General features: G+C 48.2%; 23 protein-coding genes and 1 other annotated feature. Of the genes, 22 read left to right on the plus strand and 1 reads right to left on the minus strand.

The genetic code is table 11. The features are described from left to right. Window positions 1-67 precede the first annotated feature (67 nt). The 20 genes from murD (at window position 68) to DFP97_RS16035 (ending at window position 21,338) form a co-directional block, all read left to right on the plus strand. Window positions 68-1,504: a UDP-N-acetylmuramoyl-L-alanine--D-glutamate ligase gene (gene murD, locus DFP97_RS15940; RefSeq protein ID WP_114381176.1), complete on the plus strand. Its 1,437-nt coding sequence runs from the start codon at window positions 68-70 to the stop codon at window positions 1,502-1,504. Between the two features lie 46 nt (window positions 1,505-1,550). After that, entirely contained in the window at window positions 1,551-2,648 is a 1,098-nt protein-coding gene (gene spoVE / locus DFP97_RS15945) for a stage V sporulation protein E (protein ID WP_114381177.1), read from the plus strand. Window positions 2,649-2,654: 6 nt separating this feature from the next. Next, entirely contained in the window at window positions 2,655-3,764 is a 1,110-nt protein-coding gene (gene murG, locus DFP97_RS15950) for an undecaprenyldiphospho-muramoylpentapeptide beta-N-acetylglucosaminyltransferase (protein ID WP_114381178.1), read from the plus strand. Between the two features lie 306 nt (window positions 3,765-4,070). After that, a complete protein-coding gene (gene murB, locus DFP97_RS15955; protein WP_114381179.1) occupies window positions 4,071-4,976 on the plus strand; it encodes a UDP-N-acetylmuramate dehydrogenase in 906 nt (301 codons plus the stop codon). A 15-nt stretch (window positions 4,977-4,991) separates the two neighbouring features. Further along, window positions 4,992-6,260, plus strand: a complete 1,269-nt coding sequence (gene murA / locus DFP97_RS15960; RefSeq protein WP_114381180.1) for a UDP-N-acetylglucosamine 1-carboxyvinyltransferase — start codon at window positions 4,992-4,994, stop codon at window positions 6,258-6,260. A gap of 249 nt (window positions 6,261-6,509) precedes the next feature. Beyond that, window positions 6,510-7,280: a cell division protein FtsQ/DivIB gene (locus DFP97_RS15965; protein ID WP_114381181.1), complete on the plus strand. Its 771-nt coding sequence runs from the start codon at window positions 6,510-6,512 to the stop codon at window positions 7,278-7,280. A 223-nt stretch (window positions 7,281-7,503) separates the two neighbouring features. Further along, window positions 7,504-8,748 (plus strand): cell division protein FtsA, encoded by a 1,245-nt coding sequence (gene ftsA / locus DFP97_RS15970; RefSeq protein ID WP_114381182.1) that lies wholly within the window; start codon window positions 7,504-7,506, stop codon window positions 8,746-8,748. A 116-nt stretch (window positions 8,749-8,864) separates the two neighbouring features. After that, on the plus strand, window positions 8,865-9,983 hold the full coding sequence (ftsZ, locus tag DFP97_RS15975; RefSeq protein WP_114381183.1) for a cell division protein FtsZ: 1,119 nt from the start codon (window positions 8,865-8,867) through the stop codon (window positions 9,981-9,983). Between the two features lie 492 nt (window positions 9,984-10,475). Next, window positions 10,476-11,393, plus strand: a complete 918-nt coding sequence (spoIIGA, locus tag DFP97_RS15980) for a sigma-E processing peptidase SpoIIGA (protein WP_114381184.1) — start codon at window positions 10,476-10,478, stop codon at window positions 11,391-11,393. A gap of 38 nt (window positions 11,394-11,431) precedes the next feature. After that, window positions 11,432-12,154, plus strand: a complete 723-nt coding sequence (sigE, locus tag DFP97_RS15985) for an RNA polymerase sporulation sigma factor SigE (RefSeq protein WP_114381185.1) — start codon at window positions 11,432-11,434, stop codon at window positions 12,152-12,154. Window positions 12,155-12,258: 104 nt separating this feature from the next. Further along, entirely contained in the window at window positions 12,259-13,041 is a 783-nt protein-coding gene (sigG, locus tag DFP97_RS15990) for an RNA polymerase sporulation sigma factor SigG (protein ID WP_114381186.1), read from the plus strand. 175 nt (window positions 13,042-13,216) lie between these two features. After that, the gene (locus tag DFP97_RS15995) at window positions 13,217-13,498 is read left to right on the plus strand and encodes a YlmC/YmxH family sporulation protein (protein ID WP_114381187.1); all 282 of its coding nucleotides are present in this window, start codon (window positions 13,217-13,219) and stop codon (window positions 13,496-13,498) included. Between the two features lie 84 nt (window positions 13,499-13,582). Further along, window positions 13,583-14,434 (plus strand): peptidoglycan editing factor PgeF, encoded by an 852-nt coding sequence (gene pgeF / locus DFP97_RS16000; protein WP_114381188.1) that lies wholly within the window; start codon window positions 13,583-13,585, stop codon window positions 14,432-14,434. Window positions 14,435-14,437: 3 nt separating this feature from the next. After that, complete coding sequence (locus DFP97_RS16005) at window positions 14,438-15,160, plus strand: YggS family pyridoxal phosphate-dependent enzyme (RefSeq protein ID WP_114381189.1); 723 nt, start codon at window positions 14,438-14,440, stop codon at window positions 15,158-15,160. A gap of 3 nt (window positions 15,161-15,163) precedes the next feature. Then, window positions 15,164-15,613: a cell division protein SepF gene (locus DFP97_RS16010; RefSeq protein WP_114381190.1), complete on the plus strand. Its 450-nt coding sequence runs from the start codon at window positions 15,164-15,166 to the stop codon at window positions 15,611-15,613. A 13-nt stretch (window positions 15,614-15,626) separates the two neighbouring features. Beyond that, the gene (locus tag DFP97_RS16015) at window positions 15,627-15,893 is read left to right on the plus strand and encodes a YggT family protein (protein WP_114381260.1); all 267 of its coding nucleotides are present in this window, start codon (window positions 15,627-15,629) and stop codon (window positions 15,891-15,893) included. 14 nt (window positions 15,894-15,907) lie between these two features. Then, window positions 15,908-16,690, plus strand: coding sequence for a YlmH family RNA-binding protein (locus DFP97_RS16020; protein WP_114381191.1), 783 nt, complete (start codon window positions 15,908-15,910; stop codon window positions 16,688-16,690). 97 nt (window positions 16,691-16,787) lie between these two features. Further along, on the plus strand, window positions 16,788-17,288 hold the full coding sequence (locus DFP97_RS16025; protein ID WP_114381192.1) for a DivIVA domain-containing protein: 501 nt from the start codon (window positions 16,788-16,790) through the stop codon (window positions 17,286-17,288). 78 nt (window positions 17,289-17,366) lie between these two features. Continuing rightward, window positions 17,367-17,668, plus strand: a binding site (T-box leader). Window positions 17,669-17,714: 46 nt separating this feature from the next. After that, window positions 17,715-20,807, plus strand: a complete 3,093-nt coding sequence (ileS, locus tag DFP97_RS16030; protein WP_114381193.1) for an isoleucine--tRNA ligase — start codon at window positions 17,715-17,717, stop codon at window positions 20,805-20,807. Window positions 20,808-20,999: 192 nt separating this feature from the next. Then, window positions 21,000-21,338 carry a DUF5665 domain-containing protein gene (locus DFP97_RS16035; RefSeq protein ID WP_114381194.1) on the plus strand — a complete coding sequence of 113 codons (339 nt, stop codon included), beginning with the start codon at window positions 21,000-21,002 and terminating at the stop codon, window positions 21,336-21,338. Here the strand turns inward: DFP97_RS16035 and DFP97_RS16040 are convergent. Next, the gene (locus tag DFP97_RS16040; protein WP_114381195.1) at window positions 21,335-22,063 is read right to left on the minus strand and encodes a TraR/DksA C4-type zinc finger protein; all 729 of its coding nucleotides are present in this window, start codon (window positions 22,061-22,063) and stop codon (window positions 21,335-21,337) included. The genes DFP97_RS16035 and DFP97_RS16040 overlap by 4 nt on opposite strands. Before the next feature lie 170 nt (window positions 22,064-22,233). Between DFP97_RS16040 and lspA the strand changes: the two genes are divergently transcribed. Together lspA and DFP97_RS16050 are read left to right on the plus strand one after the other, a co-directional pair. Continuing rightward, window positions 22,234-22,755, plus strand: a complete 522-nt coding sequence (lspA, locus tag DFP97_RS16045) for a signal peptidase II (protein ID WP_114381196.1) — start codon at window positions 22,234-22,236, stop codon at window positions 22,753-22,755. Continuing rightward, window positions 22,736-23,674, plus strand: coding sequence for an RluA family pseudouridine synthase (locus DFP97_RS16050; protein ID WP_114381197.1), 939 nt, complete (start codon window positions 22,736-22,738; stop codon window positions 23,672-23,674). The genes lspA and DFP97_RS16050 overlap by 20 nt, the downstream gene beginning before the upstream one ends. The last annotated feature ends 84 nt before the right edge of the window (window positions 23,675-23,758 follow it).

The following is a 23,758-nucleotide window of genomic DNA, read 5'->3' on the forward strand; positions in this document are numbered from 1 at the left end:
ATATAACAGAGGGCGGCTTCTGCAAGAGGGGAGCCGCTTCATGTATCAATAGAAGGGACTGTCAGTCATGAATCATCCGGCATCTTATCTAAATCGCCGAGTTGTAGTGCTAGGCTTGGCAAGAAGCGGAGTAAGCGTAGCGAAGGTATTTCATCAATTAGGCGCGGAGGTTGTAGTCAACGACAAGAAGGAACGTGAATTGTGCCCCGAAGCGGACGAGTTGACTGCTTTGGGCATTTCTGTGCTATGCGGTTATCATCCAGACGATCTTATTACAGCGGATACAGCTTTATTGATTAAAAATCCAGGCATCCCATATTCTGCTCCGCCTGTTCAACAGGCTGAGCAGTTAGGCGTTGAAGTTATTACCGAGGTGGAAGCGGCTTATTGGCTTTCCCCGGCACCCATTATCGGCATTACCGGCTCGAACGGAAAAACAACGACGACAACTTGGATAGGCGAGCTGCTAAGCGCGGCCGGATTAAAGCCGATTGTAGCCGGCAATATCGGACGCCCGCTGTGTGAGGCGGCGCTGGAAGCGACAGCCGATCAATGGATCGTTGCGGAGCTTAGCAGCTTTCAATTGAAGGGAACGAAAGCGTTCCGTCCACGCGTTGCATTATTGCTTAACATCGCAGAAACTCACCTCGACTATCATGGCGGTATGGAGGACTATATCGGCTCCAAAGCGAAGCTGTTTGATAATCAAACGGCTGAGGATATTGCTGTTGTAAACTGGGATGATCCGGTATGCAGAAGCATCTCCGACCGGATTCATGCGAGGCTGCTGCCATTCTCTCTCTATGAGAGGCTGGGTACGGGGGTATTTGTCGAGCCTCCATTTATAGCAGGCCTAGACCAAGCTGACGCTGCTGCCGAAACCCGGAGACAGATTATCTATCGCCAGGCTAATGGAGTACAAACAACAATATTACCTGTTGATGAGCTGGGTATTCCAGGCCGCCACAATGCGGCAAACGCGCTAGCCGCGATTGCGGCATGCCTTGCAGCGGGTGCAGCGCCGGAACAGCTTATAGAGCCATTACAGCAGTTTCGGGGGGTAGAGCATCGACTTGAGTTCGTTCGTGAAGTTAATGGGGTCAAATATTACAATGATTCGAAGGCGACAAATCCGGTTGCAACGACGATGTCGGTGCGTTCGTTAGCAGCGCCTATCGTGCTTATCGCAGGAGGGTTAGACCGTGGGTCAGATTATATGGAGCTGCTTCCGTTATTCCGGGAGCGGTTAAAAGGACTAGTCGCGCTGGGCGAGACGAGGGAGAAGCTAGCCCATGTCGCTGAGCTTGCAGGTTTAGCAAAGGCGGAAATCGTCGAACCTGATGAAGACGCCGAATCGGTCCTTCAGCAGGCGGTAAGGCAAGCAGCAGCTTTGGCGGATCCTGGAGACATCGTATTATTGTCGCCGGCATGCGCCAGCTGGGATATGTTTGCCTCGTATGAGCAAAGAGGGCGCATTTTTAAAGATTCGGCGCATACCTTGTAAGTAGGGGGCATGTCCCTACTTTCCCATGCTAAGAGGTGTGTTCGCTATGGCCAAAGCGCGTTCTGCCCCGGATATTTGGATGCTTGCAGCAATCGGGCTTATTCTCACGATCGGGTTAATTATGGTGTACAGCGCGAGCGCAGTGCTTGCTTTCCATGAGTTCGGCGATCGTTTTTATTATGTAAAGCGGCAGCTTTTATTTGCCGGACTAGGTATCGGTGCGTTAATATTTACAATGAATACGCATTATACCGTATGGAAAAAGTGGGCGCCTACGGCTTTGCTTATCTGCTTCGGGCTGCTCGTACTTGTTCTTATTCCAGGCGTAGGCGTCGTTCGCGGCGGAGCACGCAGCTGGCTGGGGATTAGCTCATTCGGCATTCAGCCGTCGGAGTTTATGAAGCTGGCCATGATTTTGTTTTTGGCGAAGTGGCTTTCCGAGAAGCAGCAGACGATTACCCAATTTACAAAGGGGCTAATGCCGCCGCTTGGATTAGTCGGACTTGCCTTTGGCCTTATTATGCTTCAACCGGATCTCGGCACTGGGGCGGTCATGCTGGGCGCATCATTGATGCTGATCTTCACAGCGGGTGCTAGAATGGCTCACTTGGGCGGTTTAGCGCTTATTGGCGTTGCAGGTTTTATCGGTCTAATTATAGCGGCTCCCTATCGGCTGAAGCGGATAACATCATTTCTTGACCCTTGGGCGGACCCGCTTGACGGCGGCTATCAAATCATTCAATCTTTATTAGCTATTGGACCTGGCGGTTTAGTCGGTCTAGGGCTTGGGATGAGCCGGCAAAAATACAGTTATTTGCCCGAGCCGCAAACCGATTTTATATTCTCGATACTGGCAGAGGAGCTCGGCTTTATTGGCGGCGTAGCCCTCATCTTGTTGTTTCTAGTCGTCGTATGGCGCGGAGTACGTGCGGCAATTGCGGCTCCCGATACCTTCGGAAGCTTGCTTGCTGTCGGAATTACCGGCATTGTCGGTGTACAAGTGCTTATTAATATTGGAGTCGTTATCGGTATGATGCCGGTTACGGGAATCACGCTGCCGCTCGTAAGCTATGGGGGCTCCTCTCTAACGTTGCTGCTTACGGCGCTAGGTATTTTACTTAACATATCCCGTTATTCGAGGTGAGACATCATGCGTATCGTGTTGACCGGAGGGGGAACCGGCGGCCATATTTATCCAGCCATTGCCGTCGGCAAGCATATGAAACAGCAACATCCGGACACACAACTGCTGTACATAGGAACTTCGCGGGGACTCGAAAGCCGGATTGTTCCGGAGCAAGGGATTCCTTTTGAGGCCGTTGAAATTACCGGCTTCCGGCGGAAGCTGTCTTTTGAAAATGTGAAAACGATCGTCCGGTTTCTGAAGGGCGTTCAGCGTTCTAAGCAGCTGCTGCGGCAATTCAAGCCTGACATCGTTGTTGGTACAGGCGGTTATGTATGCGGTCCTGTCGTGTATGCTGCCGCAAAGCTTGGCATTCCAACCTTTATTCACGAGCAAAATGCTATCCCAGGCTTAACCAATCAATTTCTGTCAAAATATGTGAGTGCGGTCGGAGTGAGCTTTAAGGAGTCACAAGCTCATTTTGCTAAAGCTAAGCGATCTGTATATACCGGTAATCCTTGCGCGACTAACGTATTGCGCGCGCCTGCAGGCAAAGGCTGCGAATCTCTCGGCTTGCCGGCGAAATCCAAATTCGTGTTAATGGTTGGAGGCAGCCGTGGGGCGAAAGCGCTAAACGAAGCGATGATTGCGATGGCGCCTTTTCTTTGTCATTTGCCGGATGTTTATTTTGTATTCGTTACAGGCGAGAGCTATTATGAATCCACCTTAAATCGAATTGAACAGGCAGTTCCGGGCGGAACGAAGCAGCTCAAGGTACTGCCTTATTTGCATAATATGGCCGAGGTGCTGGCGGATGCAACGATTGTTGTTAGCCGCTCGGGCGCCTCTTCCCTTGCGGAAATGACGGCCCTCGGCTTGCCGTCAATTCTCATTCCTTCGCCGAACGTAACGAATAATCATCAAGAAGCGAACGCGCGCAGTCTTGTAGAAGCCGGCGCAGCGGAGATGGTGCTTGAGAAGGAGCTAACCGGCGAAAGTCTGCTGACGCGAATCCAAGCCATTGTTTATGACGACACGCGTATGAAGCAAATGAGTCAAGCTTCTAAACGATTATCTGTACCTGATTCAGCCAGCCTTATTGAAGCGGAGTTAAATAGGCTGATTGCAAGCAAATAGGCGCGGTATAGGCTGCTGTCACACAAGAGCCGGCAGGGGCATAAGATACACTATATTCGTGACCGTCGCCCCAAGGGCGGTTGTTGCAACAGAGGTTTCCGAGAGCAAAGCTGCAAAGCGATACAAATCGGAGATGGCGAATCATATAAGACTCATCATTTACAGCTAAGCGCATGCTTGCGAAGCAGGTTTTTCTTCGAAAAACCCAAAGAATAAGCTTACGAAGCAGGTTTTTCTTCGAAAAAACCTAAAGCATAAGCTTACGAAGCAGGTTTTTCTACGAAAAACCTTAAGGAGGATCGACTAATGGAAGCATTTAAAGCGGAATTGGAACAAGCCGGCGTCGGCGAAATTTTGTACAATGAACCGCTCTCCAACTACACAACATGGAAAATCGGCGGTCCTGCCGATATCTTAATCCTCCCTCGAGGCAAAGAAGAATTACTGTCCGCAGTCCGTTTGATGCAAAAGTATCAGGTGGCATGGACAAATTTGGGCCGGGGCTCGAACTTGTTGGTGAGGGATAAAGGGATTCGCGGAGTTGTGATTAAACCGCACAGAGGGTTAGATTACGTGCGCTTCGAAGGATCGCTTGCGATAGCCGGAGCTTCTTATTCGTTTATTAAGCTATCGGTTATGGCGGGGAAGGAAGGGCTTACCGGTTTGGAATTCGCGGGGGGAATTCCGGGAACGGTAGGCGGAGCCGTCTATATGAATGCTGGCGCGCATGGATCGGATGTGTCACGTATTTTTAAGTCAGCTGACATTGTACTGGAAACAGGAGAATTGGTTCGCTACGGACCGGAAGACATGCAATTTTCGTACCGGAACTCCGTTCTGCATGAACAAAAGGGAGTTGTAGTAGAAGCTACCTTCGAACTGGCAGAGGGAAATCGGGAGGAAATTGCTGCCACGTTGGCCTCTTACAAAGAAAGGCGATTGCGGACGCAGCCACTGACGCTTGCTTGCGCTGGCAGTGTATTCCGTAATCCGCCGAATGATTACGCCGCTCGGCTTATCCAAGAGGCGGGATTAAAGGGTGAACGTCTCGGAGGCGCGCAAGTGTCTGAACTGCATGCCAATTTTATTGTAAACACCGGGCAAGCGACAGCTGAAGATGTTCTCGCCCTCATGACTCATATACAGAGCACCGTTCAGGACCGTTTCGGCATCCTGCTGGTGCCGGAAGTATTGGTGGTGGGTGAGCGGTAATTCGGAGGTGATACATTGGACAAATTGGTGATTGAAGGCGGGAAACCTCTCTCAGGAACCATAGTTATCCAAGGAGCGAAAAATGCCGCTTTGCCGATATTGGCTGCCAGTCTGCTGGCCGATGGCACAACAACGATTGATCATGTGCCTGATTTGCTAGATATCGACGTCATGCTGAACATTTTGCGCGAATTAGGATGCCGCGCCGAGCATTCGGGTGGTACAGTTGTGCTGGATACAGAAACCGCACATATCTCCCACGTGCCGGAATCGTTAATGAGACAGATGCGCTCTTCTATTTTTCTAATGGGGCCGTTGCTCGCTCGATTTGGTGAAACGCAGGTATACCAGCCAGGCGGTTGTGCAATTGGCGAACGAAAGATTGATCTCCATCTACAAGGTTTGCAAGCGCTTGGTGCAGAAATAGAAGAATTGGGTAACCGAATCATTTGCCGTGCAGAAAAGCTGCGGGGTGCTGATATTCACTTAAGCTTCCCAAGCGTTGGCGCTACGGAAAACATTATGATGGCAGCTGTTCTTGCTGAAGGCAGAACAACGATCAGCAATGCCGCACGTGAGCCGGAAATTCAAGATTTGCAACGTTTTCTTAATGCGATGGGCGCGAAGATTATGGGTGCCGGAACAGACACGATAACAATTGACGGGGTACAGTCGCTAACGCCATGTCGTTATAAGGTTATTCCGGACCGCATTGTTGCAGGGACGATTATGGTAGCAGCCGCCGCGACGCGCGGACAGGTGACGCTCCAAAACACACAGCCCTCGCACTTATCCTCCTTGATTCATGTTCTGCGCCGCGCAGGTGTTCAAATTGTCGTCGACGGTGATATAATTAAAGTCGGCAGTGCAACCAGACCTAAGGCGGTTGAAAGAATCGTTACTTCGCCGTATCCGGCTTTTCCTACCGATTTGCAGTCTCAGGTTATGGTGCTGCTAACGCTTGCGGATGGTGTTAGCGTTTTGAAAGAAACGATTTTTGAAGGCCGGTTGAAGCATGTCGATGAATTGTCTCGTATGGGCGCTGACATTCGTGTGGATATGAACGCAGCATTTATCCGCGGAGTGCCGCGGCTATACGGAGCCACGGTGGAAGCGACGGATTTGCGGGCTGGTGCTGCGCTTGTCATTGCGGGCTTAGCTGCGCAAGGGAAGACAGTCGTTGAGCAAATTCATCACATTGATCGGGGCTATGACAAAATCGAAACGATGTTGTCAAGGTTGGGTGCGCGAATATCGCGTTACGCCCCAGTGCCTAATAATTAATATTATGCGCATGAGCAGCAAGATAGAAACTGCCGGCTCCCGCCTTAAAGCGAATGCTTTCGAAGACAGCTTAGCTTTACTTTGTAAAGCTAAGCGATTGCTTACGAAGCGAGCTTTACTTCGTAAAGCTAAGCGATTGCTTACGAAGTGAGCTTTACTTCGTAAAGCTAAGCGATTGCTTACGAAGTGAGCTTTACTTCGTAAAGCTTTAAGGGGGCCGGATGTTTTTTTGGAAAGAAGGGACAAGTTATGAGCGCTCAGATGCCCGTACTAAAGGAACCTAGTCGGAAACGCAAAGGCAGCCGAAAGCTGCTCGCCATTGTCTTTCTATTATTTATTTCTCTGCTTGCGGTATTATTTTTTAATTCCTCGATTAGCAAAATATCAGAAATACAAGTTAAAGGCACAAGGTTTGCAACGGCCGAGGAAATCGGACAGGCAGCTGCGGTAGCTGTCGGGGATGCTTTCTTTCGGACGACTTCAGCAACGATAGAAGATCGGGTTCGCACACTGCCGCAAATTAATGAGGTAACCGTTACGAAAGTATTTCCAGGCGTGGTGAAAATTGCGGTAGAGGAATACCCGGTTGTCGCATTTGAGTTGTCAGAACAAGGAGAAATGACAGCGCTTTTGTCGAACGGAACGAGCGTCGACGCGAGGAATGATGAATTGATGCTTGTAGACAAGCCGGTGCTGTCCGGCTGGTCTCCAACGGATCCTATCAAGGCCGAACTGACGAAGCAGCTTGGCAAAATTCCGGTGAAACAGCTATCAGATCTGTCGGAAATTATTCCGATTCCGTCAACTGCTTATCCTGACCGTATCTTGATGTATACGCGAACCAAATTCGAGGTGGTAACCGCAGTATCGGTACTGCCAGACAAAATCGAGGCATTAAACGCTGTCATTGAGACACAGGAGCCGGGTAAAATTACGATGCTTCTCGCCGACACATACGTTCCCTTTAATACGGAAAATTTAGAAAATATAGACTCAGAGCAAAAAGAGACTACTCAATAGCTTGAAAGAATGGTAGAATTTTATTTATCGCATTTATATATGATGAAGCTGGATAACATTAGGATTTATAGGGCTTCGCAAGGATCAGAGCTCGACACATACCGAAAATAACTGTGAAAAATTTGTTGAAAAAAGAGGGAAAATATCAAAAGCGTTGAATATGTAGAAAGACCTTAAGCAAGTGTAATATTAAATTTTTTATTTGAAACGGAGGTGCCGCGAGTTGAGCAGCAACGACATCATCGTCAGTTTGGACATCGGTACATCCAAAGTTCGTGCTATTATTGGTGAAATGAGCAATGGAGCCATTAATATTATTGGAGTTGGATCTGCCGACTCGGAGGGTATTCGCAAAGGAGCAATTGTAGATATTGACCAAACCGTGCAATCGATCCGCAATGCTGTTGAGCATGCGGAGCGCATGGTAGGCATTCAAATATCAGACGTTTACGTAGGTATTCAGGGCAATCATATTGCACTGCAAACTAATCGTGGCGTCGTTGCAGTATCCAACGAGGATCGCGAGATTGGTGAAGAGGATATTGAACGAGTATTGCAAGCAGCTAAAGTAGTCGCACTTCCACCGGAGCGTGAAATAATTAATTTGGTACCAAAGCAGTATTTGGTCGACGGCTTGGAAGGCATTTCTGATCCGCGCGGCATGATTGGCGTCCGCCTCGAGGTAGAGGCGACAATCGTTACGGGAACGAAGACCGCGATACATAATCTGATGCGTTGTGTGGAGAAAGCGGGACTTCGTATTTCCGGTGTCATTTTGTTATCATTAGCTTCTGGCGTTATGTCGCTGACGAAGGATGAGAAGTCTATTGGCACCGTACTGACCGATATCGGCGCAGGCTCCTGCACGATTGCTATCTACGATCAAGGTGGACTGGCTGCTACTTCAACGCTGCCTATCGGCGGAGAATATGTGACGAATGATATTGCTTACGGTTTGCGGACGCAAAGCGATCAAGCGGAGAAAATTAAATTAAAATACGGATGCGCCAATGTCCCGGACGCAGCTGAAGATGTGAAGTTTAAAGTTACCCGCATGGGCAGCAACGTAGAAAAAGAATTTTCACAGCTAGATCTTGCAAGCATTATCGAACCTCGCATGCAAGAAATTTTCCATCTGGTCCGCCAAGAGGTTCGCAGACTGGGCTATGGAGATAAGGTGAACGGTTACGTCCTTACCGGGGGCACGGTTTCAATGCCGGGAACGCTAGCTTTGGCCCAGACAGAGCTGGAAGCTTCCGTGCGAATTGCGCTGCCGGATTATATCGGAGTAAGAGATCCGGCTTTCAGCAGCGGCGTAGGCATGATTCAATACGTGTCGAAATATATGGGAGTTCGTGGAGTCGGAACAGTGAAGAAAACGGCAAGCCGTAAAGCGAGTAGCCCCGCAGCTTCATCTAAACCCGGTATGATCGAGCGATTAAAAAATATGTTTAACGAATTCATTTGAAAAAATAAGATAATATAAGTTTCACCGTTACACGATACTTATATTTCACCGCGAAACGTTACTGCGCCGTTTGTGGCCGGCGTCAGAAGTTTACGCTTGACTGGGGGAAAATGAAGATGTTGGAATTCGATTTTGAGCTTGAGCAGTTAGCTCAAATAAAAGTAATCGGTGTTGGCGGAGGCGGCAGCAATGCGGTCAACCGTATGATAGAGAACGGTGTTAAAGGCGTGGAGTTTATTACGGTGAATACCGATGCACAAGCGCTCCACTTGGCTAAATCAGAGCATAAGCTGCAAATCGGCGATAAGCTGACACGCGGCTTAGGGGCAGGCGCAAATCCTGAGGTAGGCAGCAAGGCAGCTGAGGAATCTCGTGAAATTATTATGAATCAGCTTAAAGGCTCTGACATGGTTTTTGTCACGGCTGGCATGGGGGGGGGAACTGGAACAGGCGCAGCACCGGTTATCGCAGAAATTGCAAGGGAATGCGGTGCGTTGACTGTTGGTGTTGTAACACGTCCGTTTACCTTTGAAGGCCGTAAGCGTGCGGGACAAGCTGAGCTTGGCATCGAAGCGCTCAAAGAAAAAGTAGATACGTTAATCGTTATCCCGAATGACCGGTTGCTTGAGATTGTAGATAAGAAGACTCCGATGCTTGAAGCATTCCGCGAAGCGGATAATGTGCTTCGGCAAGCGGTACAAGGCATTTCCGATCTAATCCAAGTACCTGGTCTGATCAACCTCGACTTTGCGGACGTGAAAACGATCATGACAGAACGTGGATCAGCCCTTATGGGTATCGGTATTGCAACGGGCGAGAATCGTGCTGCCGAAGCTGCAAGAAAAGCGATTATGAGCCCGTTGCTTGAAACGTCAATCGACGGCGCTCGCGGCGTTATTATGAACATCACAGGCGGCAGCAACTTGTCGCTCTATGAAGTGAATGAAGCGGCGGAAATCGTTATTTCAGCATCCGATCCGGATGTAAATATGATTTTCGGTGCGATTATCGACGAGGACCTGAAGGATGAAATCAAAGTTACTGTCATTGCGACAGGATTTGAATACAAATCGTCTGCAGCAATTCGCCGTACGCCTCAACAGCAGCCTGAATCGGCTGATATAAGACAATCCGGAAGCGCATCTGGTGTGAAGCCTTTCGGAGCTAACAATACGTCTAGCGATCAGCTTGAAATTCCGGCATTCCTGCGCAACCGTCCTCGCAGCGACCGTTAATAAGCATGGTGATTCCGCCTCTCCGGCTTGTCCGTGAGGCGGTTTTTTTTATAAGGTGCTCACTCTCCTAAAATAGCTTATCCGCATGACCAGGGCCATCCGCAAGTCTGCGATTCTTCTCTCCTTTTCTTTCTTCGAGATGCTTCTCCAGTCAATTTCCATAGGCTGCTTGAAACGACAAAATAATCACTCTTTTAGTTAAAATAAAAAAAATGCCTCCTCGGATTTGATGCATTTCCGAGTAAGCGATGTGCTTCACAGCTCAACTTAAATGGCTCAAACATACGACGTAAAAGCTCTACGAACAAGCCGCTAGAATTAAGGTTCCAGCGCGGGCTTGGCGGTTTTTATACTCATACTCGACAAAAAAAGATGTGTCATGCCGTCATGAATAGACAGACTTTGAAATAGGATTTTAATATACTAGTCTCAATCGTTCTCCCGGGTACCGGCTGCAAACCCGTTTACCGGAGCAGCAGGAAGGTGGCCGAAGTGGCTGTATATGTGGATATCATGTTTTTGCGAGAGCTGCTCGTTGATGGTGCTATTCTATTAACCTCCGCGTGGGCTCGTCATTTGAAGCCGCGTCCTTGGCGGGTGTTATCGGCGGCCGCTGTCGGAGCATGTTATGTCGTGCTGATGCTGTTTCCGCAATTGTCTTTTTTATTTACGTTGGGTGTAAAAATCGCTTTGTCGCTTTTGATGGTTTGGATTGCGTTCGGCTTTGCGTCGATTCAACATTTTTTGCGAAATGTGGCAGCGTTTTATGCGGTTAATTTTGTTGCGGCCGGTGCAGTGTTAGGGCTTTATTATTTGTTCATGCAAGGCTCAGGCGAGGTTTGGAGGACGATTACGTTCGTGAACGGCAGCATGCGCGTGGAGCTCAAAATGGGACTTTTTTATTTGATTGCTGCGTTTTGTATCGGACTGTATATATACCGTACCGTATTGACGCAAAAACGAGAAAGGGAGCTGGTGCACACTCATTTGGCAGATGTCAAAATAATTATTGGCGAACGCATACAAACCTGCATTGGTCTGATCGATACCGGAAACCAGCTGTATGATCCGCTAACCCGGACGCCGGTGATGGTCATGGAAGCTGCGCTATGGCAGGATGATTTGCCCGAATCGTGGTTGAACAGTATACGCGACGCACAAGTGGATCGTCTTGTGGCGGGAATGGATGAACATGCTTTCGTGTGGCAGGATCGGTTGCGACTTGTACCTTACAGGGGCGTTAACCGTGGATCACAGTTTATGCTGGCGCTTAAACCGGATGCGGTTGAGATTACCCGGGAAGGACAGGTTTTTGAAACGCGGAAGGTGCTTATCGGGCTTGACGGCGGAAAGCTTACGTCTGATGGGGCATATCGAGCGATTATCCATCCGTCAATGGTACAACAGTAAAGAACGTATGCTTATACAATCGGGGAGGGATGGGCCTGATGCTCGTCAAGTATAAATTGATCCTGCAGTTATATTATTACCGTGTTTTGTTTTTATTCGGACTAAAAAGCGAAGAGATTTATTATATCGGCGGCAGTGAAGCGCTCCCGCCTCCTCTGACTCGCGAAGAAGAAGAATATTTACTGGAAAAGCTGCCTTCGGGCGATAGCGCAATCCGGGCGATGCTCATCGAACGTAATTTAAGGCTCGTCGTTTATATTGCGCGGAAATTTGAAAATACCGGTATTCACATTGAAGATCTTGTATCGATTGGCGCTATCGGCCTTATAAAGGCAGTCAACACGTTTGATCCGGAAAAAAAGATCAAGCTTGCGACGTACGCCTCGCGCTGTATCGAAAATGAAATATTGATGTATTTGCGCCGTAACAGCAAGACACGGACAGAGGTATCTTTTGATGAACCGCTTAACATTGATTGGGACGGAAACGAGCTGCTGCTTTCCGATGTATTGGGTACGGAAAATGACACGATTTACCGTAACATTGAAGAGCAGGTAGACCGCAAGCTGCTTCATAAAGCGCTTGATAAGCTGTCCGAGCGGGAACGGATCATTATGGAACTTCGCTTCGGACTTGCGGATGGTGAGGAAAAAACGCAAAAGGATGTTGCCGATCTTCTCGGCATTTCTCAATCGTACATTTCACGTTTGGAGAAGCGAATTATAAAACGTCTTCGTAAAGAATTTAACAAAATGGTTTAAATTCCACGTGCTGCCTGCAGTTGTCGAACGATGTCACTTTAGGAATAAAAAGAGGGCCCAAGGAGATAATGTACAGTAATGTTTCTCCTTGGGAGGTAATCACGTTGACCCGAAATAAAGTCGAGATCTGTGGAGTGGATACCGCGAAACTGCCTGTCCTTACCAATGCTGAGATGAGAGAATTGTTTACGGCATTGCAAACCCGCAACGAGTGGGCAGCAAGAGAGAAATTAGTAAACGGCAACCTGCGGCTAGTACTTAGCGTTATACAACGGTTTAACAATAGGGGAGAGTTTGTAGACGACTTGTTCCAGGTCGGCTGCATCGGACTTATGAAGGCGATAGATAATTTCGACCTTAGCCAGAATGTCAAATTTTCCACCTATGCCGTACCGATGATTATCGGAGAAATACGCCGTTACTTGCGAGATAATAACCCGATACGCGTATCAAGGAGCCTGAGGGATATCGCCTATAAGGCGCTTCAGGTAAGAGACAGCTTAACGAACAAAAACTCGCGCGAGCCGACGATTTTTGAAATATCGGAAGCACTGAACGTGCCGAAGGAAGACGTTGTTTTTGCGCTCGACGCCATCCAGGATCCGGTTTCTTTGTTCGAACCGATCTATCATGACGGCGGTGATCCGATTTACGTTATGGACCAAATTAGCGACGACCGAAACAAGGATGTCTCTTGGATCGAGGAGATCGCGCTTCGCGAAGCGATGCATAAGCTGAATGACCGGGAAAAAATGATTTTGTCGATGCGTTTTTTTGAAGGCAAGACGCAAATGGAGGTTGCCGATGAGATCGGCATCTCGCAGGCTCAAGTATCAAGGCTGGAGAAATCCGCCATCCAGCAAATGCAAAAGCATGTCAAAACATAAAAAACGGTGCCGAGAGGCACCGTTTTTTATGTTTTGGGCTAATAAACATTAAGTAGACCGATATTTATGCCAATCCAATCGTTTTTTTTCAAAGCAGGACATTTTGGGCAAATTGCTCATATAGTTATAGGAGAAGAAAACGGACGATCATCCTACTTGAAAAGTGGTGAGGCAAATGAAAATCTCTGATTTTCAAACGAAGGACGTTATTAATATTGTGGATGGTAAAAAGCTTGGTCAAATAACCGATTTGGAGCTCGATTTGCGGCAAGGGCGCATTGATTCGATTGTAGTTCCTCAATTCACGAAGTATTTTGGCCTGTTCGGCGGAGGAGGCACGGAGGTTGTCATCCCATGGAGAAATATTGTGAAGATAGGCGCGGACGTTGTTCTTGTTCGTATGGATGATACAAAAGCGCTTCGTTCGGACGATGAGGATTTGCATGCCCGCTCTTAACACGTTAAACTGAGCCTATGCATACCTAAGCCTATGCTTACGATGCAGGTTTGCTGCGCAAACCTTGAACAGAGGTGATACCGAATGGAACCTTTTGACCACATGCAATCAGCGAAGGGACCTTCGCTTTTTTTGTTGTCTGAATGGAATGAACGTTATGCCGGGTTGACGGCTGGTTTTACGGGCAGAGATGGCGGAATTAGTGAAGCTCCTTGGGCTTCTTTGAATATGGGCTTACACGTAGGAGATCAAGACGGGCATGTCATCACGAATCGTCAAATCTTGACTGAAACTATAGGTTGGCCCTTCGATACGTGGACATGCGCCGAACAAGTGCACGGGAATCGGGTATTTCAAGTTACGGAGGCTGACCGCGGGAAAGGGAGAGCCTCTTTAGATGACGTCATCGCTGACTGCGACGCAATTATGACCGATGTGCCTAATGTGCTGCTGGCATCCTTTTATGCGGATTGCGTCCCGCTTTATTTCTATGATCCGGAGCATCGGGCGGCAGCGCTAGCTCATGCGGGCTGGAAAGGAACTGTACAGCAAATTGCTGCTGAAACGATTCAGGCGATGGCGCAGGCATACGGGTCGAATCCCCAGACGCTTGTCGCAGCGATAGGCCCATCTATCGGAAGCTGCTGTTATGAGATTGATGGGATTGTTATCGCTAAGGTGGAGCAGCTTATTGATGAGCTGAATCTTAGCGGTGAAACTGCAGAAACGATGATGAAATTATCCGATAACGGTAAAGCGAATTTAAACTTGAAAGAAATAAACCGACAGATTATGATAAAAGCAGGAATTTTGCCGATCCATATCGAAATTACACAGTGGTGCACTGGCTGCAGGCGGGATTTATTTTATTCCCATCGCAAAGAAGGCGGCTTAACCGGCCGAATGGCCAGCTGGATCGGCATTCGGGAGAGGTGAAGCATGTCGAGTATTTTAGAGAACAGAATGCTGCAGGTGGAAGAACGCATTAAGCGGGCATGCGAACGATCTGGACGCAGCAGAGAAGATGTTCAAATTATTGCAGTTACGAAATATGTATCGCTGGATACGACAATAGATGCGTTAGAGCATGGCTTGCGTCATCTGGGGGAAAACCGTTGGCAGGATGCGCAGGCCAAATGGGAAGCGATCAGCAGCAATGAGCAGTTGGCTGCTGAAGGAGGGCAACCTGTCTGGCATTTTATCGGTTCATTGCAAACGAATAAGGTAAAGGACGTCATCGGGAAGTTTACATACATTCATTCGCTGGACAGGCTATCGTTAGCTCAGGCGATCGACAAGCGTGCGTCGCAGCTTGGCATTATTGTTCCTTGCTTTATTCAAGTTAATGTTTCAGGCGAGGACTCGAAGCACGGAATTGAACCGAAGCAGCTATTTTCTTTTGTTGTACAACTACAGCAGTTCAAGTCATTACAACCGATTGGCTTAATGACTATGGCGCCATATGAAGCTGAACCAGAGCAAACACGATTTGTATTTAGAGCTCTGCGCGGACTGCGTGATGAGTTGCAGCAGCGTACGCCGGAGGTGCAAAGCATTACCCAATTGTCTATGGGCATGTCGAATGATTTTGAAGTGGCAATAGAAGAGGGAGCGACATGGATTCGACTCGGTACCACACTAGTAGGGAAAGAGGAGGAATAAAGGATGAGCGTCATGAACCGATTTATGAATTTCCTCGGCTTGCAGGAGGAAGAAGAGGTCGTTGAGCGTGAAAGAGTTACCCAACCGGAAGAACACGAAGCTGAAACTTCTCCGTTTGAGACACGTAAAAATACGAAGAGCAATAACGTCGTCAGCATCCATTCGCAAAAAAATGTTAGGGTCGTGCTTAGCGAGCCGCGTTCTTATGACGAAGCTCAGGAAATTGCCGACCATTTGCGTTCACGCCGTGCTATTATAGTGAATTTGCAGCGTGTCCGGACCGACCTGGCTGTGAGGATTGTTGATTTCCTTAGCGGTACAGTGTACGCTTTAAGCGGCAGCATCTCTAAGCTTGGTCCTAATATTTTTCTATGCACGCCGGATTCTGTAGAGATTCAAGGTTCCATTACGGAAATGCTGGCGGAGGAGAACGACTACAATAAAATGAGGTGACCTTGAGTTGTTGATGGATCAGATTTATAGCATTGTTATGCTGGTACAACGAATTTACACGTTTATGATTATTGGTTATGTGCTGCTTTCTTGGTTGCCGAATGCTCGCGAAAGCTTTATCGGGGTATTTCTCGGTAAGATTGTTGAGCCATACTTAGGTATTTTCAGAAGGTTTATTCCGCCAATCGGGGGGATGCTGGACCTTTCGCCGATATTAGCCGTGTTCGCTCTGCAATTTGTCGCATACGGGTTAATTGCGGTTTTCGATTTTTTTATTTAAGGGAATGACGAACCATGAAACAAGGAATATACGATCATTTCCATCCCGATGAGAAACCTTTCGTCGATCGGGCCATGGAGTGGGTAGAACGGTCCGCACAGCAGCATGAGCTGAAGCGGACCGATTTTTTAGACCCGAGACAAGCGCAAATCGTAACGATGCTTGCTAACAGGAATCCGGACGTAGACGTTCGATTAGATGGCGGATATGAGCAAGCCGAACGGCAGCGCGCCATTATTGGACCTGATTACCGAAGCCTGGATGATGAGGCGATGGGAATTTCCGTTCTTGCGGTTAACGGACCTGGACAAGCGCAGCTGGAGCTTGATCACGGCGATTTTTTGGGCGCATTGCTGGGACTCGGTATAAAACGTGATCGAATCGGCGACATTCATGTGCACGAACAGTTTTGCCATATCATCATTACGGATGAAATTGCCGATTACTTAAATATACACCTGAGGCAAGTGCACCGGATTAACGTACTTACGGATGTGATTCCGCTTGCTGAGCTGCAAACGGTTATACCAAGGTTAGAGGAAATGAGTTTGTCTGTTGCTTCTATGAGGCTGGATGGCATCGCAAGCGACGTTTACCGGATCAGCCGATCCAAAATTGTTGATCCGATTAGAGCTGGAAGATGCAGAGTCAATTGGAAGTCGGAAGAGGATCCTTCAGAGCCGCTGCGGGCTGGAGATGTCGTTTCTTTTAAGGGGTTGGGCCGTTTTAAAGTGCTTGAAGTCGATGGTGTGACAAAAAAAGGCAGGATTCGTGTCAAGATTGGCAAATTTATTTAAATGTTTGCAGGATTTCACTTTCGGTTGTCGAATGTTTTCTCAACATAATGGTGTAATCCGGTTGCCAGAGTCATAAATACCATGAGGAGGTGCGCCAATGCCGTTATCGCCATTGGACATACATAACAAAGAGTTTGGACGAAGATTACGCGGCTACGATGAGGATGAAGTGAACGAATTCCTGGATCAGGTCATTAAAGACTATGAATCGCTCATTCGTGAAAATAAAGAGCTGCAAAATCAGATGCTTGCCTTGCAAGAAAGATTAAATCATTTTACCAACATCGAAGAAACGCTCAGCAAGACGATTATCATTGCGCAGGAAGCTGCGGATGAAGTGAGAAACAACGCGAAGAAGGAAGCGCAGCTCATCATCAAAGAATCGGAAAAAAATGCCGATCGAATCATTAATGATTCTCTTGCTAAATCGCGAAAAGTTTCTCTCGAGGTGGAAGAGCTTAAGAAACAAGCCTCGGTTTACCGAGCACGCTTCCGTACGCTCGTTGAAGCCCAGCTTGAGCTGCTCACCGTTGACGGCTGGGATACGCTTGAGCCGCAGCAGGCAAGACAATCGGAGCACGAGCTGCTGCGCGGCTAACGGGTGACTAATTAGGCGATTTGACATTTGACATTTAGCCTGCACTTAAGCTATAACTAATAGTAATTAATTGATAATGAAACTTCGTTGAAGAGAACGAGTACGTTTTAGGGTCACTCCTCAGAGAGCCGGCGGCAGCTGAAAGTCCGGTGTGTGAGCCATTGCGGAATATCCTCTCTGAGAAGCGGCGCCGAACCTGCGAAAGCAGCAGTAAGTGCTGACGGATGTCCTCCGTTACAGGGAACGCGAACTATATGTTCGCGACTAAGGTGCCGTATGATAAGTGACGTTCAAATGAACGGAATGCTGTCAAAAGCTTGCTGTGATTACGCAGCATGTGCGGAACAAGGGTGGTAACGCGACTAAGCCTCGTCCCTTCTCACAGGGATGAGGCTTTATTTTTGTTTAAACAGGGAGGCTGAAGCGATGCAACGCGTAGACGTAAAGGAACGCGCCCGCAGCCGTGAGCTGCGTGTGCTTGAACAATGGAAGACAGACGAGACATTTAAGAAATCAATTTCGAATCGTGAAGGCAAGCCGAACTTTGTATTTTATGAAGGGCCGCCGACGGCTAATGGTGCGCCGCATATCGGCCACGTGCTTGGGCGGGTCATTAAGGATTTTATTTGCCGCTACAAAACGATGGCAGGCTACCGCGTCGTCCGTAAAGCGGGCTGGGATACACATGGTCTTCCGGTTGAGCTTGGGGTAGAAAAGCAGCTTGGCATTTCAGGCAAACAGGAGATCGAGGAGTACGGCATCGAAAAATTTGTGAAAAAATGTAAAGACAGCGTATTTGAATATGAGAAGCAGTGGCGGGAACTTACCGAAGCGATCGCCTATTGGACTGATTTGGACGATCCTTACATTACGCTTAAAAATGAATATATCGAAAGCGTCTGGCATATTTTGTCAACGATCCACAGCAAAGGGCTGCTTTATCGCGGACACCGCGTAAGTCCTTATTGCCCTTGCTGCCAAACGACACTCAGCTCGCATGAGGTTGCTCAAGGCTACGAGGACGTTAAAGATTTAAGCGCGACAGTCAAATTTAAGCTTGCGGAATCAGGTGAATTCGTGCTGGCATGGACGACTACGCCTTGGACGCTGCCTGCCAACGCGGCTCTTGCTGTCAATCCTGAGCTGGATTATATTCGCGCTTCCAAAAACGGCGAAGTGTATATCGTAGCTCAAAACCTGGCTGAAAGCGTACTGAAGGAAGATTATGAAACGCTGTCCGTCGTTAAGGGTGCAGAGCTTGTGGGACTTAGCTATGAACCCCCTTTCCGTTACGTGCCGATCGAACGAGGACATGTGGTTATTTCGGGCGATTTTGTCAGCGATACGAGCGGTACAGGTATCGTTCATATCGCTCCTGCCCATGGTGAGGACGATTACAAGGTCGCCCGTCAAAATGGCATAAGTATGCTTAGCGTTGTCAATAACGCCGGTCGTTACTTAGACGAGGTAGTCGATCTAGCCGGTCGTTTCGTTAAGGACTGCGACATCGACATCGTGAAAATGCTGAGTGAAAAAGGACTGCTTTTCTCAAAGGAACGTTACGAGCACAGCTATCCTTTCTGTTGGCGCTGCAAATCACCGCTGCTCTATTATGCGACGGAGAGCTGGTTCATTCAAACAACTGCGGTAAAAGACCAGCTGATCGCCAATAATAACGGCGTAGATTGGTATCCTGGCCATATTCGCGAAGGCAGGTTCGGTAAGTTCCTCGAAGATTTGGTCGATTGGAACATAAGCCGCAACCGTTACTGGGGAACACCGCTAAATGTTTGGGTATGCGAAGAGACCGGCAAAGAGTACGCGCCGAGCAGCATCGCTGACTTGCGCGAAAGAGCAGTAGGAGACGTGCCGGCTGATATCGAACTTCACAAGCCGTACGTAGATGAAATTAAATTGAAATCGCCATTCGCAGAAGGCGCAGTAATGACACGCACGCCGGAAGTTATCGACGTATGGTTCGACAGCGGTTCGATGCCATTCGCCCAGCACCATCATCCTTTCGAAAATGAGGAAAAATTCGCCGAGCAGTATCCGGCCGATATCATTTGCGAAGGCATTGACCAGACGCGCGGCTGGTTTTTCAGCTTGCTGGCAGTATCGACGCTTTACAACGGCAAAGCACCTTATAAAGCGGTAATCTCAACCGGTCACATATTGGATGAGAACGGTCAAAAGATGTCCAAGTCGAAAGGGAACGTAATTGACCCTTGGGAAATCATTAACGAATATGGTACGGATGCTTTCCGTTGGGCACTGCTTGCGGACAGCGCGCCGTGGAACAGCAAACGTTTCTCGCGCGGCATTGTAGGCGAAGCTAAATCGAAAGTAATCGATACGATCGTGAACACGCACGCCTTCTATGCGCTGTATGCTTCGATTGACGAATTCGACCAAACTGCACACGGGGAAAGCAAGTCGGATAACAAACTTGACCGCTGGATCGTTTCTCGTTTGAACAGCTTAATTAAGACGGTGAACAAAGGGCTCGAAGTCAATGACTTCCTTAATCCGGCCAAGTCGATTGAAACTTTTGTCGACGAGCTGAGCAACTGGTACATCCGCCGCTCGCGCGATCGCTTCTGGGGCAGCGGGCTTACGGATGATAAATTAGCCGCCTATCAAACTTTGCGCAGCGTTTTGCTAACGTTATCCCGTCTCATCGCGCCTTATGCGCCTTTGCTGGCTGAAGATGTATATCGTAATTTGGGCGGAAAAGGAAGTGTTCATCTTGCTGACTACCCGAAATCGGAAGAAGCTGCAATCGACGAGACGCTTGAACGCGATATGGAGAGTGCGAAGCAGATCGTAGAGCTTGCGCGCAACGTCCGTAACGAAACAGGCATTAAAACGCGTCAACCGTTGTCCGAGCTAATTGTGTCGCTTGACCGCGATTTTGATGTGGCTGGCTACGAGGATATCGTGAAGGATGAGATTAATGTCAAAGCCATTACGGTACAAACGTCCGACAGCGGATTTGTTGATTTTACATTAAAGCTGAATCTTAAGGTTGCCGGTAAAAAGTACGGCAAGCATGTCGGTCCGATCCAGGCGCAGCTGAAGAGTCTGACTGCCGAACAGTCGCGTTCGATAGTAAACGGAGGCAGCTTTGACTTTACAAGCGGGGAGGGCGAACAGCTTACGGTATCAATCGATGAGCTGCTCGTTGAGAAGCAAGCGAAGTCAGGCTTTGCATCCGCATCCGGTAACGGTGTTACAGTAGCGCTTAATACAGATATTACTGCTGAACTTGAGCAAGAGGGTTGGGTTCGCGAAGTCATTCGTGCCGTTCAGGATACCCGTAAAAAGCTCGATCTTCCGATTGAGAAGCGGATCGATCTCGTGCTAGATGTCGACGGAGAGCTCAAAGCAGCGCTTGAAGCGTTCGCGGCAGTGCTTCACGAAAACGTACTTCTTCAAACCGTAGCTTACGAATCGGCTGCGAATATGGAACGGGTAGCGCTTGGTGACAAAGAGATTGGAATTTCCATTCGTGGGTAAAGATATAGTATAAGAAGCGCAAACGGCTGTCGCCGTCCTTTGGAGGCACATTACGTTTCGCGGTGAAATATACAAGCGAAAAACGAGGCCGCCGCCTATCGGCTGCTGCAGCAAGCGACAGTCATTGCCCGCTTGCCCGCAATGACTGACAGGGCTGGCCTCGTTTTGTTGTTTGGCAAAGGGGAGCCTCGTATGAAAGCTAATAATCCGGAAAATCTGAAGGATTTGAACGAGCTGCAATCTTCGTTAAGCAAGCTTGATAAACGACTACAACATATCGCCTCTGAGATGGAAAGAACGCACATTGCCGAATATGTTGATTTATTAAACAAACCAAGATCTCTTATCTGGCGAAACCTTCTTGCAGGCACGGCTAGAGGAGTCGGCATAGCGATCGGCTTTACTTTTTTTGCTGCAACTATCCTTTATGTGCTGCGTATATTAGGAGCATTAAATTTGCCGATCATTGGTGATTATATCGCGGATATTGTTCGAATTGTACAAATTCAACTCGAAGGAAAAACGTATTAACGATCTGTTTCTTCATTACTTTCCAGACCATGATCACCTTCACCGTTGTTCATGTAATCCGTATATTCGCGGTTTCGAATGACAGATACATGCCGGCCGGTGATATCGGTGGCAAGGAAGCTTTCAATCGACTCGACGAAGCCGTCGTTCTCGTATGCTTCGATGCCGACATGATCATAATCCGACACATCCCGGTTTTCGGAATACGCCGGTGAATCTGAATTGCCCCATTGCTCAACGATTTGCCAAGCATCTTCACCGTCAAATCCGTTATAAGAGCTTTGCTGATCCATACTCGATCTGCCGAATGGCGGATCAAGAAATAATTCTTCAACAGGCCGATTGTGTGAAAGCTGTTGGCGAGGCGCATGATCAATACAAAACAATGTATCAGGAACCGCATCGAGCCGCTCGAAGGGGATGGGCTCGCCGCACGTCTTACAAATGCCATACGTACCATTGTCCATCGCTTCCAACGCTGCGGAAATCCGAATTAAATGCAGATCTTCCTGCTCAAGTAGGGCGACGTCCTTCTCGCGATCATAAAGCTCAGTGGCCAGATCGCCAGGATGGTTGTCGATTGGTGAAAGCTCTCCTGTATCGTCCCGCAGTGAACTAGCAAGACCATAATGTTCATTTGATTCTAGCCGCTGTTCAATCTCATGCTGTTCATCGTTCAATCTGCTGCGGAGCAGCGATAGCTGAGCGTTTGATAAGGTTAACATATGGAACACCGTCCTTTGCAGAAAACATATTTGCTTCATTAGCTTTTGCCACAGCGCGTTTTTTCAGTATGGACTTAGATGGAAGAACATACGCCTTGCACTGGCTCTTGCTCAGCTCATTATGCTACAATAATTTGGGTCACAGATACGCTTACGATGGAGTGATAAAGATGCGTTATTATTATTATTTGATTGCAGTTCTCGTTTTCGTGCTCGATTATGTGACGAAAAAAATAATTGCAACACAGCTAAATATTGGAGAGCAAATAAGCGTAATCGGTAATTTTTTTCTCATAACGTCACATCGGAACCGCGGAGCCGCATTTGGAATACTGCAGGGTCAAAGATTGTTTTTTATTATCATTACGATTATTATCTTGATTGGCATTATTTGGTACATACAGGCGGTACGGAAATCGGCTAAACCTTGGCTGTTAGTTGGTTTAGGACTGGTACTTGGCGGGGCGGTCGGCAATTTTCTTGACCGGGCGCGTTTCGGAGAGGTTGTCGATTTCCTGCAATTTAATTTCGGCAGCTACCAGTTCCCGATATTTAACGTAGCTGATTCCGCAATTGTGTGCGGTGTGGCACTAATACTAATTGACACCTTGCTGTCCGCGAAGGATGAGAAGAAGCGGATGCAAAATGGAGAGGACAAGGATCATAACAACCATGAGCAGCAGCCCGTATAATGATGAACCGTTGGAATGGATTGTAGAGGAAGACCAATCCGGCGAACGGCTGGATAAGTTTGTTACCGACAGCATGGACGATACTGCCGTATCACGGACGCAAGTACAGGAATGGATTAAAGCCGGGGCCGTCGAAGTGGACGGAAAAGCAGCAAAGGCGAACTATAAAGTGACCGAGAGCAATCGCGTTGTCTTGCACATTCCGGAGCTGGAAAATGCGGCGATCGAACCTGAAGCGATTCCGCTTGAGGTCATCTATGAGGATTCCGATTTGATTGTCATTAACAAACCGCGGGGGATGGTCGTACATCCGGCCCCGGGACACACTTCCGGAACGCTTGTCAATGCGCTTATGCACCATTGTAAAGATTTGTCCGGCATAAACGGCATGATACGGCCAGGTATCGTCCATCGTATCGATAAAGACACGACCGGCTTGCTGATGGCTGCCAAAAATGATTTAGCTCATATCTCGCTTGCTGAGCAATTGAAGGAACATACGGTAACGCGTAAATACATCGCTCTCGTTCACGGCAATCTGCCGCATGACCAAGGGACGATTGACGCGCCAATTGGACGCGATTTGAAGGATCGCAAGCTGTTTACGGTTACGGAGCGCAACAGCAGGCATGCGGTAACGCATTTTGTTGTCTTGGAGCGTTTAGGGGACTATTCCATTGTAGAGCTGCAGCTTGAGACAGGACGTACGCATCAAATCCGCGTTCATATGAAATATATCGGACATCCGCTTGCAGGCGATCCGGTGTATGGAAGAAATAAGACCGTAGCATTAAAGGGACAGGCCTTGCATGCAGCTGTACTTGGCTTTAAACATCCGCGCAGCGGTGAAAGACTTCAGTTTGAGGTGCCTCTGCCTGCAGATTTCGAGCATGTGTTGAACAGCTTGCGGTTAAGGTAGGATAAAGCGTGCAAAAGTGCAAACTTTTCACTACTTTATTCATTATTTCGAGCAGAAAAGTAAGCTATTCTAATCAATAACAAC

Origin of the sequence: Paenibacillus prosopidis (assembly GCF_003337375.1) — a bacterium.
In the GTDB taxonomy this organism is placed as follows: domain Bacteria; phylum Bacillota; class Bacilli; order Paenibacillales; family Paenibacillaceae; genus Pristimantibacillus; species Pristimantibacillus prosopidis.